General features: G+C 72.1%; 16 protein-coding genes and 1 riboswitch. Of the genes, 6 read left to right on the top strand and 10 right to left on the bottom strand.

The genetic code is table 11. The annotated features are described in order from the left end of the window. Positions 1-32: 32 nt before the first annotated feature. Positions 33-305 carry a DUF4031 domain-containing protein gene (locus ACH4F2_RS18730; protein ID WP_398133802.1) on the bottom strand — a complete coding sequence of 91 codons (273 nt, stop codon included), beginning with the start codon at positions 303-305 and terminating at the stop codon, positions 33-35. Between the two features lie 9 nt (positions 306-314). Then, a complete protein-coding gene (locus ACH4F2_RS18725) occupies positions 315-698 on the bottom strand; it encodes a hypothetical protein (RefSeq protein WP_398133801.1) in 384 nt (127 codons plus the stop codon). A 55-nt stretch (positions 699-753) separates the two neighbouring features. Between ACH4F2_RS18725 and ACH4F2_RS18720 the strand changes: the two genes are divergently transcribed. The 4 genes from ACH4F2_RS18720 (at position 754) to ACH4F2_RS18705 (ending at position 4,894) form a co-directional block, all read left to right on the top strand. After that, a complete protein-coding gene (locus ACH4F2_RS18720) occupies positions 754-1,722 on the top strand; it encodes a MurR/RpiR family transcriptional regulator (RefSeq protein ID WP_398133800.1) in 969 nt (322 codons plus the stop codon). 129 nt (positions 1,723-1,851) lie between these two features. Then, on the top strand, positions 1,852-2,787 hold the full coding sequence (murQ, locus tag ACH4F2_RS18715) for an N-acetylmuramic acid 6-phosphate etherase (RefSeq protein WP_398133799.1): 936 nt from the start codon (positions 1,852-1,854) through the stop codon (positions 2,785-2,787). A gap of 15 nt (positions 2,788-2,802) precedes the next feature. Further along, positions 2,803-4,377 (top strand): PTS transporter subunit EIIC, encoded by a 1,575-nt coding sequence (locus ACH4F2_RS18710; RefSeq protein WP_398133798.1) that lies wholly within the window; start codon positions 2,803-2,805, stop codon positions 4,375-4,377. Then, the gene (locus ACH4F2_RS18705) at positions 4,325-4,894 is read left to right on the top strand and encodes a hypothetical protein (RefSeq protein ID WP_398133797.1); all 570 of its coding nucleotides are present in this window, start codon (positions 4,325-4,327) and stop codon (positions 4,892-4,894) included. The genes ACH4F2_RS18710 and ACH4F2_RS18705 overlap by 53 nt, the downstream gene beginning before the upstream one ends. 19 nt (positions 4,895-4,913) lie before the next feature. Here ACH4F2_RS18705 and ACH4F2_RS18700 read toward each other — a convergent pair whose 3' ends face one another. Next, complete coding sequence (locus tag ACH4F2_RS18700; protein ID WP_398133796.1) at positions 4,914-5,507, bottom strand: dihydrofolate reductase family protein; 594 nt, start codon at positions 5,505-5,507, stop codon at positions 4,914-4,916. Between the two features lie 81 nt (positions 5,508-5,588). Between ACH4F2_RS18700 and ACH4F2_RS18695 the strand changes: the two genes are divergently transcribed. Beyond that, a complete protein-coding gene (locus ACH4F2_RS18695) occupies positions 5,589-6,173 on the top strand; it encodes a TetR/AcrR family transcriptional regulator (RefSeq protein ID WP_398133795.1) in 585 nt (194 codons plus the stop codon). A 12-nt stretch (positions 6,174-6,185) separates the two neighbouring features. Here ACH4F2_RS18695 and ACH4F2_RS18690 read toward each other — a convergent pair whose 3' ends face one another. Further along, positions 6,186-6,935 (bottom strand): SDR family NAD(P)-dependent oxidoreductase, encoded by a 750-nt coding sequence (locus ACH4F2_RS18690; protein WP_398133794.1) that lies wholly within the window; start codon positions 6,933-6,935, stop codon positions 6,186-6,188. A 96-nt stretch (positions 6,936-7,031) separates the two neighbouring features. Here ACH4F2_RS18690 and ACH4F2_RS18685 point away from each other — a divergent pair, with 96 nt between their 5' ends. Continuing rightward, the gene (locus tag ACH4F2_RS18685) at positions 7,032-7,640 is read left to right on the top strand and encodes a TetR/AcrR family transcriptional regulator (RefSeq protein WP_398133793.1); all 609 of its coding nucleotides are present in this window, start codon (positions 7,032-7,034) and stop codon (positions 7,638-7,640) included. A gap of 234 nt (positions 7,641-7,874) precedes the next feature. On the opposite strand, the gene ACH4F2_RS18680 is transcribed toward ACH4F2_RS18685, so the two are convergent. The 6 genes from ACH4F2_RS18680 to thrC all read right to left on the bottom strand — a co-directional run bounded on the left by ACH4F2_RS18680 (position 7,875) and on the right by thrC (position 15,133). Continuing rightward, positions 7,875-9,437: a carboxylesterase/lipase family protein gene (locus ACH4F2_RS18680; RefSeq protein ID WP_398133792.1), complete on the bottom strand. Its 1,563-nt coding sequence runs from the start codon at positions 9,435-9,437 to the stop codon at positions 7,875-7,877. A 79-nt stretch (positions 9,438-9,516) separates the two neighbouring features. Beyond that, complete coding sequence (locus ACH4F2_RS18675) at positions 9,517-10,647, bottom strand: NADH:flavin oxidoreductase (protein ID WP_398133791.1); 1,131 nt, start codon at positions 10,645-10,647, stop codon at positions 9,517-9,519. Positions 10,648-10,894: 247 nt separating this feature from the next. After that, positions 10,895-12,520: a chaperonin GroEL gene (gene groL / locus ACH4F2_RS18670; protein ID WP_104635421.1), complete on the bottom strand. Its 1,626-nt coding sequence runs from the start codon at positions 12,518-12,520 to the stop codon at positions 10,895-10,897. A gap of 426 nt (positions 12,521-12,946) precedes the next feature. Next, positions 12,947-13,150 carry a cold-shock protein gene (locus ACH4F2_RS18665; RefSeq protein WP_004929928.1) on the bottom strand — a complete coding sequence of 68 codons (204 nt, stop codon included), beginning with the start codon at positions 13,148-13,150 and terminating at the stop codon, positions 12,947-12,949. 406 nt (positions 13,151-13,556) lie between these two features. Then, a complete protein-coding gene (locus tag ACH4F2_RS18660) occupies positions 13,557-13,832 on the bottom strand; it encodes a MoaD/ThiS family protein (RefSeq protein ID WP_125630580.1) in 276 nt (91 codons plus the stop codon). Further along, a complete protein-coding gene (thrC, locus tag ACH4F2_RS18655; protein ID WP_398133790.1) occupies positions 13,829-15,133 on the bottom strand; it encodes a threonine synthase in 1,305 nt (434 codons plus the stop codon). Before thrC ends, ACH4F2_RS18660 begins: the two co-directional genes overlap by 4 nt. Positions 15,134-15,150: 17 nt before the next feature. Then, positions 15,151-15,298: riboswitch (SAM riboswitch) on the bottom strand. Positions 15,299-15,364: the final 66 nt, after the last annotated feature.

Below are 15,364 nucleotides of genomic sequence, written 5' to 3'. Positions count from 1 at the left end.
CGCGGCTGACGCGGCTGACGCGGCTGACGCGGCTAGCGCGGCTGACCGGAGCCCTTGCGCCGCCGCAGCCCCGCCCCGTGCAGCAGCCGCACCACCTCGCGGCTGCTGACCTCCAGCGCACCGGCGGACACGGCGTCGGCGTACCGCTGGGCGGGGATGTCGTAGTGGTCGCGTTCGAAGGCGCGGCGCGGCACGCCCAGGGTCTCGGCGAACGCGTGCAGTTCGGCGTAGGAGACGTCGCTGACGAGGTGCGACCACATGCGGCCGTGCCCCGGCCAGGCCGGCGGGTCGATGTAGACGCTCACCGTGCCGCCTCACGAAGGGCGGGTGCCGCCGACGGCACCGCCCAGCGAGCCGACCGGCGCGACCTTCACCCCCGCCTTGCCGCACACCCAGTGCGGGTCGGGACCGAGTTCGGGTTCGACGTCCAGCGCGTGCGGGTCGCCGGAGCCGCACACCGGGCACAGCGGCCAGCGGCCGTGCCGCTCCAGCAGGGCGTCCTGCACGTCCTGCGCGACCAGCCCGGCCACGAACTCCGCGCCCTCGGGCCACTGCTCGACCCACCAGCGCCGCTGCACGACGGACTCCTCGACCAGCGAGACGACGTCCGGATCGGCGACCTGGCCCGCCACCAGGTCGGCGAGCACGAGGGCGCGCGCGGCGTGCAGCGTCTGCTCCAGGGGGCTGATGGGGTCCATGCCCCCATTGTGCGCACTCTTGACCCGCGGACCGAAACGAAAATATCTTTCATGAGTGACCGATGAAGTGAAGGAAACTTTCGGGAGCGCGCGCGGCGGTGCGACCGGTGACCGCCGCGGGGCCGGAAGCAAGGGCACGCCGCCCGCGCCCGGCGCCCTCGCCGCCAAGGTGCGCACCCTGGCGCCGTCGATGACGCGTTCCATGCAGCGGGTCGCCGAGGCCGTCGCGGGCGACCCCGCCGGCTGCGCGGCCCTCACGGTCACCGGCCTCGCCGAGCTCACGGGCACCAGCGAGGCGACCGTCGTGCGCACCGCCCGGCTGCTCGGCTACCCCGGCTACCGCGACCTGCGCCTCGCGCTCGCCGGGCTCGCCGCCCAGCAGCAGTCCGGTCGCGCGCCCGCCATCACGACCGACATCGCGGTCGACGACCCGATCGCCGACGTCGTCGCCAAGCTGGCCTACGACGAGCAGCAGACCCTCGCCGACACGGCCGCCTCACTGGACACCGTCCAGCTCGGCGCGGCCGTCACCGCCCTCGCCGCCGCCCGCCGCACCGACGTGTACGGCATCGGCGCCTCCGGCCTGGTCGCGCAGGACCTCACCCAAAAGCTCCTGCGGATAGGGCTCATAGCCCACGCCCCGAGCGATCCGCACCTGGCCGTCACCAACGCGGTGCAGCTGCGCGCCGGGGACGTCGCCCTCGCCATCACGCACTCCGGGTCGACCGGCGACGTCATCGAGCCGCTGCGGGCCGCCTTCGAACGCGGGGCGACGACCGTCGCCATCACCGGCCGCCCCGACAGTCCCGTCACGCAGTACGCCGACCACGTGCTGACCACGTCCACGTCACGGGAGAGCGAGCTGCGGCCGGCGGCGATGTCGTCGCGGACCAGTCAGCTGCTGGTCGTGGACTGCCTGTTCGTGGGGGTGGCGCAGCGGACGTACGAGTCGGCGGCGCCGGCTCTGGCGGCGTCCTACGAAGCGTTGGCGCACCGGCACGGCGGGTCGCGCGGGAGACCGTAGGGCCTGATCGTGGAGGGCGGCTGACGGCCGAGTGCGGCTGGTCGCGCCCACGCGGCGGAGCCGCACACCGATACAGTCCCGCGCCCCTGGGCAAGTACACGGACCGAACGTCGAAGAGAGCCGCTTCCCATGACCTCAACCCCCCACCGTCCCGAACTCCGTTCGCAGTTGGAGACCCTTGCCACTGAGGCGTTCCGCCCCGAGCTGGCCGAGATCGATCAGTGGGCCACGCTCGACATCGCGCGGGCGATGAACGGTGAGGATGTGACCGTGGCCGCCGCCGTCGCCGAGCGGCTGCCCGAGATCGCCGCCGCCGTCGACGCCGTGGCCGCCCGGATGGCGCGCGGCGGACGGCTGGTCCACGCGGGCGCCGGTACGGCCGGCCGGCTCGGCGTGCTGGACGCCTCCGAATGCCCGCCCACCTTCAACACGGCCCCCGGCCAGGTCGTCGGCCTCATCGCGGGCGGCCCGGAGGCCATGGTCACCTCCGTCGAGGGCGCCGAGGACTCCGCCGAGCTGGCCCGCGCCGACCTGGACGCCCTCACCCTCACCCCCGACGACACGGTGGTCGGCGTCTCCGCCTCCGGCCGCACCCCGTACGCCATCGGCGCCGTCGAGCACGCCCGCGCGCTCGGCGCCCTGACCGTCGGCCTCGCCTGCAACCGGGGCAGCGCCCTGGCCGCCGCGGCCGAGCACGGCATCGAAGTCGTCACCGGACCCGAACTGATCACCGGCTCCACCCGCCTGAAGGCCGGTACGGCGCAGAAGCTGGTCCTGAACATGCTGTCGACGATCACGATGATCCGGCTCGGCAAGACGTACGGGAACCTGATGGTGGACGTCCGCGCCTCCAACGAGAAGCTGCGCGCCCGCTCCCGCCGTATCGTCGCCCTCGCCACCGGCGCCGACGACGACGACATCGAGCACGCCCTGACCGCCACCGACGGCGAGGTCAAGCACGCGATCCTGGCCCTGCTGGCCGACGTGGACGGCCCGACGGCCGCCCGCCTTCTGGAGGACTCCGGCGGCCACCTGCGCGCCGCGCTGGCGGCGGCGCGGGGCTGACCGCACGCTCGGGGGGTGCACAAGGACGCCCCCAAGGACCCCGCCGCCACGGCCGCCGCCCTCCTCCCCCTGGTCGGCGGCCCCGCGAACGTCACCTCCGTCGCCCACTGCATGACCCGCCTCCGCCTGGGCCTGGCCGACCGCTCCCGGGTCCGGGACGTGGCGCTGCGGGCACTGCCCGGCGTGCTCGGGGTGGTCGAGGGCGGCGACTCGTACCAGGTGGTGCTGGGCCCGGGGGTGGTCGGCCGGGTGACGGAGGCGTTCGAGGCGCTGCTGGCGGCGGACGGCGGGGCTGCGGCGGACGGCGGCGGGGCGGCGGCGGACGCCCCGGCGGGCGGTGAGTCGCCCGGCACCGCGGACGGTGAGTCGCCCGGCCCGGCAGACGCTCCCGCCGGCACCGCGGACGCCCTCGCCCGGCGCGGCGCCGCACTGAGGGCACGCCGGAAGCAGCGCAACGCGACCCCGCTGAAGACGGCCCTGCGCCGCGTCGCGGACATCTTCGTCCCCCTCATCCCCGCCCTGATCGGCTGCGGGATCGTCGCGGGCGTCGCCGGCCTGCTGACGAACCTGGGGTGGCTCCCCGGCATCACCCCCGCCCTGACCGCCCTCTCCTCCGCCTTCATGGCGCTCATCGCGGTGTTCGTCGGCCACAACACGGCGAAGGAGTTCGGCGGGACACCCGTGCTGGGCGGCGCGGTCGCCGCCGTCGTCGTCTACCCGGGCGTGGCGAAGGTGACCGCGTTCGGCGCCGCGCTCGCCCCCGGCCAGGGCGGCGTCCTGGGCGCACTGGCCGCGGCACTGCTGGGCTGCCAGGTCGAGAAGTGGTGCCGCGCCCGCCTCCCCGGCACCCTGGACGTCCTGCTCACCCCGACCCTGACCGTGCTGGTCTCCGGCCTGGTCACCCTCTACGTCCTCATGTACGCGGCCGGCGAGGTCGCCACCGCCATCGGCACGGCCGCGAACTGGCTCCTGACGACGACGGGCGCCCTGGCCGGCCTGGTCCTCGGCGGCCTCTTCCTCCCCCTGGTGATGCTGGGCCTGCACCAGGCCCTGATCCCCATCCACACCACCCTCATCGAGCAGCAGGGCCACACCGTCCTGCTCCCCGTCCTGGCGATGGCGGGCGCGGGCCAGGTCGGCGCGGCGGCGGCGGTCTACGTCCGTCTGCGCCACGACACGACCCTCCGTACGACGATCAGATCGGCGCTCCCGGCCGGCCTGCTGGGCGTCGGCGAGCCCTTGATCTACGGCGTGTCCCTCCCCCTCGGCCGCCCCTTCCTCACCGCCTGCGTGGGCGGGGCGGCGGGCGGCGCCTTCGTCGGCCTGTTCGCGATGCTCGGCACCGGCGTGGGGGCGACGGCGATCGGCCCGTCGGGCTGGGCGCTGTTCCCGCTCCTCGCGGGCGGCGGAGGCTGGGCGGTGACGGCGGGGGTGTACGGCGGCGGACTGCTCACCGGGTACCTGGTCGGCTTCGCGGCGACGTACTTCTTCGGTCTGGGCGACGGCGCCGTCCGCGCCGTGTGCGACGCTGGGGAGCATGAACCACGCCCAGCTGACCGCCCTGGGCCGCGCCCTGCGTCTCCTCGGTGAGCACGGCGAGGCCCTGACCACCGACACCCCGGACGCCAAGCTGCACGAGGTCCGCGCGGACCTGAAGCGCGCGCTGGACCAGCTGGAGGAGAGCGTCACGGCGGCGGCCCCCACCACCCGCTGCCCCGAGCACCCGAACGGCCCGGTCGACAAGGCCGCCCCCGACCTGTGCCTCCTGTGCGAGACCCGTCGCCGCACCGCCCGCCGCACCGAGTACAACGGCGGCCCCCTGCCCGCCCGGCCCACCGAGCCGGTCCAGTCCCGGTACGGGGTGCGCGGCGACCGGCCGCAGCCCCAGCAGCGCTGGCTGCCCGAGCTGTGGAACGGGCAGGCGTGGCAGCTGTGCGGCACCCCGCGCCGCGACCGCCGCGAGGCCGAGCTCTACATCGCCGCCCGACTGCGGGCCCCCCGCGCGGCCATGGCGTACCGGCTCGTCCACGAGTTCACGGACTACGAGGTGCTGCGGGTCTGGGGTACGCCGGTACGGGTGGACATCGAGCCGATGGGCGGCATCTGAACCAGGCCGCACCTTCCCCCTACCGGCGGGTGAGGCGGGTGAGCGTGACGCCGTTGGCGAAGGCGGTGCGCTCGGCGACGTCGAACAGGGTGGGGTCGAACACGCCGTCGACCAGCGGAACCCCGGCGCCGGCGATCACCGGGTAGCTCTTGATCACCAGTTCGTCGATCTCGGGCAGCAGGGCGCCCGCGAGCTTGCCGCCGCCGCAGAGCCAGATGTCCAGGCCGGTTTCCTCCTCCGCCTTGAGTTCGCGGACGAGGGCGAGCGGATCGCCCGGCACGACGGTGACGGCGGGGTCGACGCCGGGCTCGAGGGTGCTCGACACCACGTACTGGCGCAGGTGCGCGTACGGGCTGGTGATCCCGGTGTCGAGGGCGGGACGGTAGGAACCGAGCCCCATCAGGATGGTGTCGAAGCTCCGGTTGGGAGCGTCGCCGACACCGGCGGCGGCGCGGAAGGCGGTCGGCACGGTCTCGGGGTAGCGCGAGTTGGCCCAGGCGGAGTAGGCGGCGGCCTGCCGCTCGTCGCCGAAGGGGAAGAAGTCGAACTCGCCGCCGGGGCCGGCGATACGGCCGTCGAGGGTGACGGCGACGTAGTACACAAGCTTGCGCAAATGGACTCCCCACGTAGTACTCTGCTTGAAGTGGTTCGACCGTAGTACTACGAACGGAGTGGTGTCAATGGAGTTGTGCTCATGGTGAGACGGAACGACCAGCGCCGCGCCGCCCTCGTCGACGCCGCGATCGAGGTCCTGGCCGAGCAGGGCGCCCGGGGCCTGACCTTCCGGGCCGTGGACACGGAGGCCGCCGTCCCGGGCGGCACCGCGTCCAACTACTTCGCAAACCGCGACGACCTGCTCACCCAGGCCGGTGCCCGCGTCTACGAGCGGCTCCACCCCGACGAGGCGACCATCACCCGCCAGCGCACGGCCGGCCGCGACCGGGACACCTACGTCGCCTTGATGCGCGAACTCGTCGACCGCATCGCCTCGTTCCGCACCGGCTACCTCGCGCTGCTGGAACTCCGCCTGGAGGCCACCCGCCGCCCTGAGCTGCGCGCGGTCCTGACCGAACGCATCCGCGCCGACGTCGCCGCGAACGTCTCCTACCACGAGGCGTCCGGCCTCCCCGGCGACGCGATGGCCGTCAAACTCCTCTACCTCGCCCTGAACTGGCTGATCGTCGAGCAGCTCACCCTGCCGGACGTCTTCACCCCGGCCGAGCGCGACGAGCTCGTGGCGGCGGCGGTCGAACGCATCGTGGCGCCGGACCGGGACTGACGGTCCGCCGGGTCAGATCTGGTTCTCACCGCCGTCGACGTACCAGTTGGCCCCGAGGACGAAGCTGCTCTGCCCGGAGGCGAGGAAGGCCACCACCGCGGCCACCTCCTCGGGACGCCCCATCCGCCCGATCACGGTGTCCCCGGCGAGCTTCGCCAGGACGTCGGGCGCGTTCTCCGCACCGAAGAGGTTCGCGATCCCGGGGGTGTCGACCGGCCCCGGGGAGACGGCGTTGACCCGGATGCCGCGGCCCTTGAGTTCATTGGCCCAGCCCCGCGCGAAGGACCGGACGGCGGCCTTGGACGCGGCGTACAGACTGAACGCCTCCGCGCCGTTGTCACCGGCGGTGGAGGCGTTCAGTATCACCGACGCACCGTCGTTGAGCAGCGGCAGCGCCTTCTGCACGGTGAAGAGCGTGCCCCGCACGTTGATGCCGAAGATCTGGTCGAACTGCTCTCCGGTGATCCGCTCCAGCGGCACGAGCGAGGCGATCGCCGCGTTGGCGAAGACGACGTCCAGCCCCCGGCCCCGGGCGCGGACCGCGTCGTAGAGCCGGTCCAGGTCGGCCAGGTCCGTGACGTCCCCGGCCACCGCGGTGGCCTTCGCCGAACCGATGGTCTCCACGGCCGCGTCCAGTTCGGCCTTGCGCCGGCCGGTGATGAACACGTGCGCGCCCTCGGCCGCCAGCCGCACCGCGGTGGCGAGGCCGATTCCGGTGCCGCCGCCGGTGACGACGGCGGTCTTGCCTTCCAGCTGTCCCATGACGGGTGCCCTCCACAAGGTTTCAGTACCGATCGGTACTGAATGCGACCGTAACACATCTGCACCGTCCGGTACGGAAGGCGTAGACTGGTGTGCATGGAGACGCGACAGAAGGGGCCGATCGGCCGGCCGAGGGGATTCGACGCCGACGAGGCCCTCGAACAGGCCATGCGGGTCTTCTGGAAGCAGGGCTACGAGGGCGCGAGCCTCACCGACCTGACCAGCGCCATGGGCATCACCCGCACCAGCATGTACGCGGCCTTCGGCAACAAGGAGGACCTGTTCCGCAAGGCCCTGGAACGCTACGAGGAGGGCCCCGCCGCCTACGTGGCCCGCGCCCTGCGGGAGCCGACCGCCCGCGAGGTGGCCACCGCGTTCCTGAACGGCGCCGTCCGGACCTGCACGCGCCCCGACTGCCCGCCCGGATGCCTGGGCGTCCAGGGCTCCCTCGCCGCCGGCGACACGGGACTCCCCGTCCGGAACCTGCTCGCCGACTGGCGCAACGGAGGCGTCTCCCACCTCGGCGACCGCTTCCGGCAAGCCGTCGACGACGGCGACCTGCCCCCCGGCACCGACCCCGTGGACCTCGCCCGCTACCTCATGACCGTCGCCAACGGCATCGCCGTCCAGGCCGCCGGGGGCGCCGGCCGGGAAGACCTCCAGCGGGTGGCCGACATGGCCCTGCGGGGCTGGCCACCCGCCTGACGACAACGCGGAGCAACGCCCTGGGAGGGGGCCGCACGCTCTCACGGTCCGTCCCGCGCAGCCGTGCACTCAGCGCCTCCTCCGGCTGCGCCACCGCCACCGAAGCGGCTCCTCGCCGCGCACCCCGGCCGCGGGCCGTCCACCCCCGCGCCCGTCGGCCCGGTCCTGGAAGAACACGACTCGCGGTCGGCCTGACCGGGCCGAAGACCCGCCGGACAAGGCGGTGTCCCCGCCTCACACCCCCGGGCTCTGCGGCTCCAGCAGAGGCAGCGCCGCGAACTCGTAGCCCTCCCACAGCCGCCGCGACGCCTCCCCCGGGTACGGCACGACGACCGGCTCCGCGTCCAGCACCCGCACCAGGCGCCGCTGCGTGTCGTACGCGGGCCAGCCGGGGTCACCGGTGCGGGCGAAGGACGTCCAGGAGGCACGGAAACAGGACGACAGGGCCAGCGCCTCCGGGGACGGCTCCGCGCCCTCGAAGAGGAGCGGCCCGAGGTCGGCCCGGAAGGTGCCGAACAGGAGCGGGAGGTCCAGGGCGTGACAGGCACCGAGGGCGCCGCCGTTGCCCGGGGCCGGCCAGGTCAGCTCGTAGACGTGGGCCCGGCCGCCGCCCGCCAGGTGGGCCTCGGCCAGGTGCAGGGACGGCATGGCGAACAGCCAGTCGGTCCGGACGCGTTCGTACAGGTCGTTCGCGGACGCGTCGGGGTACGCGGCGCGGTAGGCCGCCTCGCCGCCCGGCGCGTACAGGCCGAGGGCCGCGCTCGCCCGCTCGTCGGTGATCTGGCCGAGCTTGCCCGCCATGGCGGTGAAGAGCCGGTTCTCGTCGCGGTTGTGGCCGACGATCAGGTCGACGTCCCGGGACGCGCCGGCCGCGAGCGCCTGCCACGGCATGACCGGCAGTACGTCTCCGTCGACGACCGGCGAGTACGGGGTCACCGTGGGCGCGGCCTGCCCCCACCGGTCCACGCACCCGGGCATCTTCGGGGCGAGGGCCTGCCCCGCCTTGACCAGCCGCTCCGGGTCCACGGCCGCCAGGTCGGCGACGGTCGGGCGAAGTCCGATCTCGGCGGCGAGGGCGGCGGCGACGTCCCGGGCGAGTCCGTCGGAGAAGAACGTGCCCGGCACGCTCTGGGCGATGGCCCGCCGGAACAGCCCAGAGGCGCGTGGCATGGCCAGCAGCGAGGCGATCGAACCGGCGCCCGCCGACTCGCCGAACACGGTGACCTGGTCCGGGTCCCCGCCGAACGCCGCGATGTTGTCCCGTACCCACTCCAGCGCGGCGACCTGGTCGAGCAGGCCCCGGTTGGCGGGGGCGCCCTCGATGCGGGCGAAGCCCTCCATGCCGAGGCGGTAGTTGAAGGTGACCACGACGAGGTCGCCGTCCTCGGCGATGCGGCGGGCGTCGTAGCCGGGGCTGCCGGCGTGGCCGAGTTTGTAGGCGCCGCCGTAGATCCACACCATCACCGGCCGGTGGGCCGCCGGGTCCGCGGCGGGAGTCCAGACGTTGACGGTCAGCCAGTCGTCACCCTCGGGCGCGTCGACGACGCCGGTGGTGGTGCCCGCGATGCCGAGGTCCTGCGGGGGCGGCGGTCCGAAGGCGTACGCCTCACGCACCCCGTCCCAGGCCCGGGCCGGGCGGGGAGCGGCGAACCGGCCCTCCCCCACCGGCGGTTCGGCGAACGGGATGCCGCGGAAGACGGTCAGGCCGCCCTCCCGCCGCCCGCGCACCGAACCGCTGACGGTGCGTACCGCGGGGCCTGCTGATTCCACTGATTCCACGGGTCCGGGGAAGGTCATCCCACGGACCCTACGCCGCGATGCGCGTCCAGGGCAGGCGGGTACGGGTCAGGGACAGCGGCCGGCTGACGGGCAGCGGTCAGCTCAGGGTCTGCAGCGCCGCCGCGTCGAACGGTGAGAGCTCGTCGAAGCGGCCCGACAGGACCTTCCGGGCCCAGCTCGGGTCCTGGAGCAGCGCGCGGCCGACGGCGACGAGGTCGAACTCGTCGCGTTCCATACGGTCCAGGAGGTTGTCGAGGCTGCCGAGCGTGGCTCCCTCGCCCTGGAAGGACTTGGTGAACTCGCCCTCCAGGCCGACCGAGCCGACCGTGATGGTGGGCCTGCCGGTCAGCTTCTTGGTCCAGCCGGCGAGGTTGAGGTCGGAGTCGTCGAACTCGGGCAGCCAGTAGCGGCGGGTGGACGCGTGGAAGGCGTCGACGCCGGCCGCGGCGAGCGGCGCGAGGATGGCCTCCAGCTCCTCGGGGGTCTCGGCGAGGCGGGCGTCGTAGGCGTCCATCTTCCACTGCGAGTAGCGGAAGATCACCGGGAACTCGGGCGAGACGGTCTCGCGTACGGCGGCCACGATCTCGGCGGCGAAGCGGGTGCGGGCCACCGGGTCGCCGCCGTAGGCGTCGGTGCGGCGGTTGGTGCCCGCCCACAGGAACTGGTCGAGAAGGTAGCCGTGGGCGCCGTGGATCTCCACGCCGTCGAAGCCGATGCGCTCGGCGGCGGCAGCGGCCTCGGCGAAGGCGCCGATGACGTCGTCCACGTCGCGCTGGGTCATCGCCTTGCCGGTGACCTCGTCCTCGCCGATCCGCAGACCGGACGGGCCGACGGCAGGGGCGTCGGGGAAGGGCTGGTCGCCCTGCTTGCGGACCATGCCGATGTGCCACAGCTGCGGCACGATCGTGCCGCCGGCCGCGTGCACCGCCTCGGCGGCCTTCGCCCAGCCGGCCAGCTGCTCGTCACCGTGGAAACGCGGTACGCGGTCGCTCAGCCCGGCCGAGTCGTGGCCGACGTAGGTACCCTCGGTGACGATCAGGCCGACACCGGCGGCGGCGCGACGGGAGTAGTACGAGACCACGTCCTCGCCGGGGACGCCGCCGGGCGAGAACATCCGGGTCATCGGCGCCATCGCGATGCGGTTCGGCACGGTCAGGCCGTTGATGGTGGCCGGGCGGGCGAGGACCTGGGCGGCGCGCGAGGCGGCGTCGGCGGCGGTGACGGTCACGTGGGGGCTCCTCTGGAGGTACCGGTCAGTATGTGCAGATGCATGCACCTGCACGGGACAACGGGCCGGCCCGTCGCACGCATTCCGGCCGCCCGGCATCAGTGGCCCAGGTCATAGTCCGACGAGGCCGTCGACCGGCGGCGCCGGTCGGGGCCGTCCCCGGACAACGCCCGAGGGCGGCACCCCCTGCCGGAACAGGGGATGCCGCCCTCGGTACGTGAAGGACGCTTGATCAGCCGGAGGCCGATCAGAAGTCCATGTCACCGCCCGGCATGCCGCCCGGGGCGCCGCCCGCGGCGGCCTTCTCCGGCTTGTCGGCGATGACGGCCTCGGTGGTGAGGAACAGCGCGGCGATGGAGGCGGCGTTCTGCAGGGCAGAGCGGGTCACCTTCGCCGGGTCGATGATGCCTTCGGCGATCATGTCGACGTACTCACCGGTCGCGGCGTTCAGGCCGTGGCCGACGGTCAGGTTGCGGACCTTCTCCACGACGACGCCGCCCTCGAGACCACCGTTGACGGCGATCTGCTTCAGCGGGGCCTCCAGGGCGAGCTTCACGGCGTTGGCGCCGGTCGCCTCGTCACCCGTCAGCTCCAGCTTCTCGAAGACCTGGGAGGCCTGGAGCAGGGCCACGCCACCACCGGCGACGATGCCCTCCTCGACGGCCGCCTTCGCGTTGCGAACGGCGTCCTCGATGCGGTGCTTGCGCTCCTTGAGCTCGACCTCGGTGGCGGCACCGGCCTTGATGACGGCCACGCCGCCGGCCAGCTTCGCCAGGCGCTCCTGGAGCTTCTCGCGGTCGTAGTCCGAGTCGCTGTTCTCGATCTCGGCGCGGATCTGGTTGACCCGGCCCTGGACCTGGTCGGCGGAGCCGGCGCCGTCCACGATCGTGGTCTCGTCCTTGGTGATGACGACCTTGCGCGCGCTGCCCAGCAGGTCGAGCGTGGCGTTCTCGAGCTTGAGGCCGACCTCCTCGGAGATGACCTCGCCGCCCGTGAGGATGGCGATGTCGCCGAGCATGGCCTTGCGGCGGTCGCCGAAGCCCGGGGCCTTGACGGCGACGGACTTGAAGGTGCCGCGGATCTTGTTGACGACCAGGGTCGACAGGGCCTCGCCCTCGACGTCCTCGGCGATGATCAGCAGCGGCTTGCCCGACTGCATGACCTTCTCCAGGAGCGGCAGCAGGTCCTTGACGTTGCCGATCTTGGAGTTGGCGATGAGGATGTACGGGTCGTCCAGGGACGCCTCCATACGCTCCATGTCGGTGGCGAAGTACGCCGAGATGTAGCCCTTGTCGAAGCGCATACCCTCGGTGAGCTCCAGCTCCAGACCGAAGGTCTGGGACTCCTCGACGGTGATGACGCCTTCCTTGCCGACCTTGTCCATGGCCTCGGCGATGAGCTCGCCGATCTGGGTGTCGGCGGCGGAGATGGAGGCCGTGGAGGCGATCTGCTCCTTGGTCTCGACGTCCTTCGCCTGCTCCAGCAGGGCGGCGGAGACGGCCTCGACGGCCTTCTCGATACCGCGCTTCAGGGCCATCGGGTTGGCGCCGGCCGCGACGTTGCGCAGGCCTTCCTTGACCAGGGCCTGGGCGAGAACGGTCGCGGTGGTCGTACCGTCACCGGCGACGTCGTCCGTCTTCTTGGCGACTTCCTTGACCAGCTCGGCGCCGATCTTCTCGTACGGGTCCTCGAGCTCGATCTCCTTGGCGATGGACACACCATCGTTGGTGATCGTGGGGGCGCCCCACTTCTTCTCGAGGACGACGTTGCGGCCCTTGGGGCCGAGCGTCACCTTGACGGCGTCCGCGAGCTGGTTCATGCCGCGCTCGAGGCCGCGCCGTGCCTCCTCGTCGAACGCGATGATCTTGGCCATGTGAAGTGGTCCCTCCAGGACTGGGGGTGATTCCTTCGGACCGCGCCCGCGCCCGCGACGGACGGCTCGCCTGCCTTGTGGTTCCTTCCCCACCCGGCCTGCGGGCCTCACCGACCCGGTCCTTCGTTGTCACTCTCACCTTCAGAGTGCTAACGCAATGATTAGCACTCGCCCCTGCCGAGTGCAAGCGCCTCTCGGGGATCGACACCTGCTCTCAGCCGCCCGCGAACAAGGGTCCGGGCGGGTCCGAAGCGGGTGCGAAGCGGGTGCGGGGCAGGTCCGGGGAGGGCTCCGGGGCAGGTCCGGGGAGGGCTCCGGGGCAGGTCCGGGGAGGATTCCGGGGCAGGTCCGGGCAGGCCGAAGGGCCCGTACCCCGGGAGGTACGGGCCCTTCGGATGAAGACCAATGCTGCGGTGGCCGCGCGTCTCAGGCGCTGAGGCGAACCATGTCGGCCTGCGGGCCCTTCTGACCCTGCGAGATCTCGAACTCGACCCGCTGGCCTTCTTCGAGGGTGCGGTAGCCGTCCATCTGAATCGCGCTGTAGTGGACGAAAACATCCGCACCACCGTCGACCGCGATGAAGCCGTACCCCTTCTCCGCGTTGAACCACTTGACGGTGCCCTGAGCCATGCCTAACTCCCCTATTACTGGCCCTTGCACAGATCCGCACTTCGCGGACCCGGGTCAGACCTCGCCCCCCACGACTGGGGGCGTGCGCCGGAACGCGTCGACCGCGGCTGAATGTATCTGTCCAACTGCCGTCTGCAACAGGTCAATTGGACGAGAAATCTGGACGCACCCGGTCCGGAATGTGGCGAGAATTCGCCTGAATTCGGGTCAAGTCGGGGCACACAAAAAGAACAAAAGCCGCGAAAGACGCCCACACTTTGGCTACATCTTGTCGGGCGTGCGGCAGGAATCGAGGGTTCCCGATCTTGCGAACGGGAGCGCTTTCCCCAACTCTACCGTGCTCAACCACATGGAATTGCCCCCTCCGTTTCTCTTACGGAGAGGGCAATTCGCGCTACGACGCGTATCAGCCGCCGGCGACGGCCGGGATGATGGAGACGCCCGCGCCGTCGGGGGTCGAGGTCTCAAGGCCCTGCTCGAAGCGGACGTCGTCGTCGTTGACGTAGACGTTGACGAAGCGGCGCAGCTTGCCCTGGTCGTCCAGGACCCGGGCGGCGATGCCGGTGTGGTTCTTCTCCAGGTCGGAGATGACCTCGCCGAGGTTCGCGCCCTCGGCGCTGACCTCCGCCTTGCCGCCGGTGTAGGTGCGCAGGATGGTCGGGATGCGAACGGTCACGCTCATGCGAGGCCAGCCTCTCGGAAGGAGTCCAGGTTCGGGCGGATGGTGGCGGTGAGGCCGGTGCCGGCCACCGCGTCGAGGGTCTTCAGGCCGTCGCCGGTGTTGAGGACGACGGTGGTGAGCGACGGGTCCAGGACGCCGTTCTCGATCAGCTTCCTGGTGACGCCGACCGTCACGCCGCCCGCCGTCTCCGCGAAGATCCCCTCGGTGCGCGCGAGCAGCTTGATGGCGTCCACGACCTGCTCGTCGGTCACGTCCTCCACGGCGCCGCCGGTGCGACGGGCGATGTCGAGGACGTAGGGCCCGTCGGCCGGGTTGCCGATCGCCAGGGACTTGGCGATGGTGTCCGGCTTCTGCGGGCGTACGACGTCGTGACCGGCCTTGTACGCGGTGGACACCGGCGAGCAGCCCTCGGCCTGGGCGCCGAAGATCCGGTACGGCCTGTCCTCGACCAGCCCGAGCCTGATCAGCTCCTGCAGCCCCTTGTCGATCTTCGTGAGCTGGGAACCGGACGCGATCGGGACGACGATCTGGTCGGGCAGCCGCCAGCCGAGCTGCTCGCAGATCTCGTACGCGAGGGTCTTGGAACCCTCCGCGTAGTACGGCCGCAGGTTGACGTTGACGAAGCCCCAGCCCTCGCCCGCCGGGTCGCCGATCAGCTCGGAGCAGAAGCGGTTCACGTCGTCGTAGTTGCCCTGGATACCGACGAGTTCACCGCCGTAGACGGCGGCCATGACGACCTTGCCCTGCTCCAGGTCGTGCGGGATGAACACGCAGGAGCGGAAACCGGCGCGGGCGGCGGCGGCGCCGACGGCACCCGCGAGGTTGCCGGTGGAGGAGCAGGAGAGGGTCGTGAAGCCGAAGGCGCGGGCGGCCTCGATGGCCTGCGCGACGACGCGGTCCTTGAAGGAGTGCGTCGGGTTGCCGGAGTCGTCCTTGACGTACAGACCGCCGGTGACGCCCAGCTCGCGGGCCAGGTTGTCGGCCTTGACCAGCTTGGTCCAGCCGGGGTTGATGTTCGGCTTCTCGGCCACGTCGGCGGGGACGGGCAGCAGCGGAGCGTAACGCCAGATGTTCGCGGGGCCCGCCTCGATGCGCGCGCGGAGCTCCTCGGTGTCGTAGGCCGAGAAGTCGTAGGCGATCTCCAGCGGGCCGAAACACTCCTCGCAGGCGAAGACCGGGCCGAGCGGCACACGGTGACCGCACTCGCGGCAGGAGAGCGCGTCGGCGGGGCCCAGATCGACGGAGCCGGCGGGAGCGGAAGCGTCGGGGGTGGTGGTGCTTTCGGCAGTCTGCACAGCCATGGAGGCGAGGCCCTTTCTCCTCATCTTCCTCACGACGCATCTCGCCGTGAGACGGATTTGGCACCTTCCCTAGTCGGGAGCCTCGCCACGTCTGCGTGACAAGAACCGACTGGAGGGTTGCCGGGGCTTCAACGGGCCGTATCCCTCTGCCCCTCTGGATGAGCGGTATTCGGTTGTTGAACGGTGGTGCGCTTGTCGTGCGATGGTGCGCGCGTGACCCCCGGCATGCGG

The organism is Streptomyces sp. NPDC017890 (assembly GCF_044328675.1).
GTDB lineage: Bacteria > Actinomycetota > Actinomycetes > Streptomycetales > Streptomycetaceae > Streptomyces.
Note: the sequence above shows the minus strand (reverse complement) of the source record. Positions and strands in the feature narration are given on the sequence as shown.

Coding starts and splice junctions, on each gene's coding strand:
- ACH4F2_RS18680 (WP_398133792.1), bottom strand. CDS start 9,437: ATGACCTTCCCCGGACCCGTGGAATCAGTGGAATCAGCAGGCCCCGCG.
- ACH4F2_RS18695 (WP_398133795.1), top strand. CDS start 5,589: ATGGTGAGACGGAACGACCAGCGCCGCGCCGCCCTCGTCGACGCCGCG.
- ACH4F2_RS18690 (WP_398133794.1), bottom strand. CDS start 6,935: ATGGGACAGCTGGAAGGCAAGACCGCCGTCGTCACCGGCGGCGGCACC.
- groL (WP_104635421.1), bottom strand. CDS start 12,520: ATGGCCAAGATCATCGCGTTCGACGAGGAGGCACGGCGCGGCCTCGAG.
- ACH4F2_RS18705 (WP_398133797.1), top strand. CDS start 4,325: ATGAACCACGCCCAGCTGACCGCCCTGGGCCGCGCCCTGCGTCTCCTC.
- ACH4F2_RS18685 (WP_398133793.1), top strand. CDS start 7,032: ATGGAGACGCGACAGAAGGGGCCGATCGGCCGGCCGAGGGGATTCGAC.
- ACH4F2_RS18660 (WP_125630580.1), bottom strand. CDS start 13,832: ATGAGCGTGACCGTTCGCATCCCGACCATCCTGCGCACCTACACCGGC.
- thrC (WP_398133790.1), bottom strand. CDS start 15,133: ATGGCTGTGCAGACTGCCGAAAGCACCACCACCCCCGACGCTTCCGCT.
- ACH4F2_RS18665 (WP_004929928.1), bottom strand. CDS start 13,150: ATGGCTCAGGGCACCGTCAAGTGGTTCAACGCGGAGAAGGGGTACGGC.
- ACH4F2_RS18725 (WP_398133801.1), bottom strand. CDS start 698: ATGGACCCCATCAGCCCCCTGGAGCAGACGCTGCACGCCGCGCGCGCC.
- murQ (WP_398133799.1), top strand. CDS start 1,852: ATGACCTCAACCCCCCACCGTCCCGAACTCCGTTCGCAGTTGGAGACC.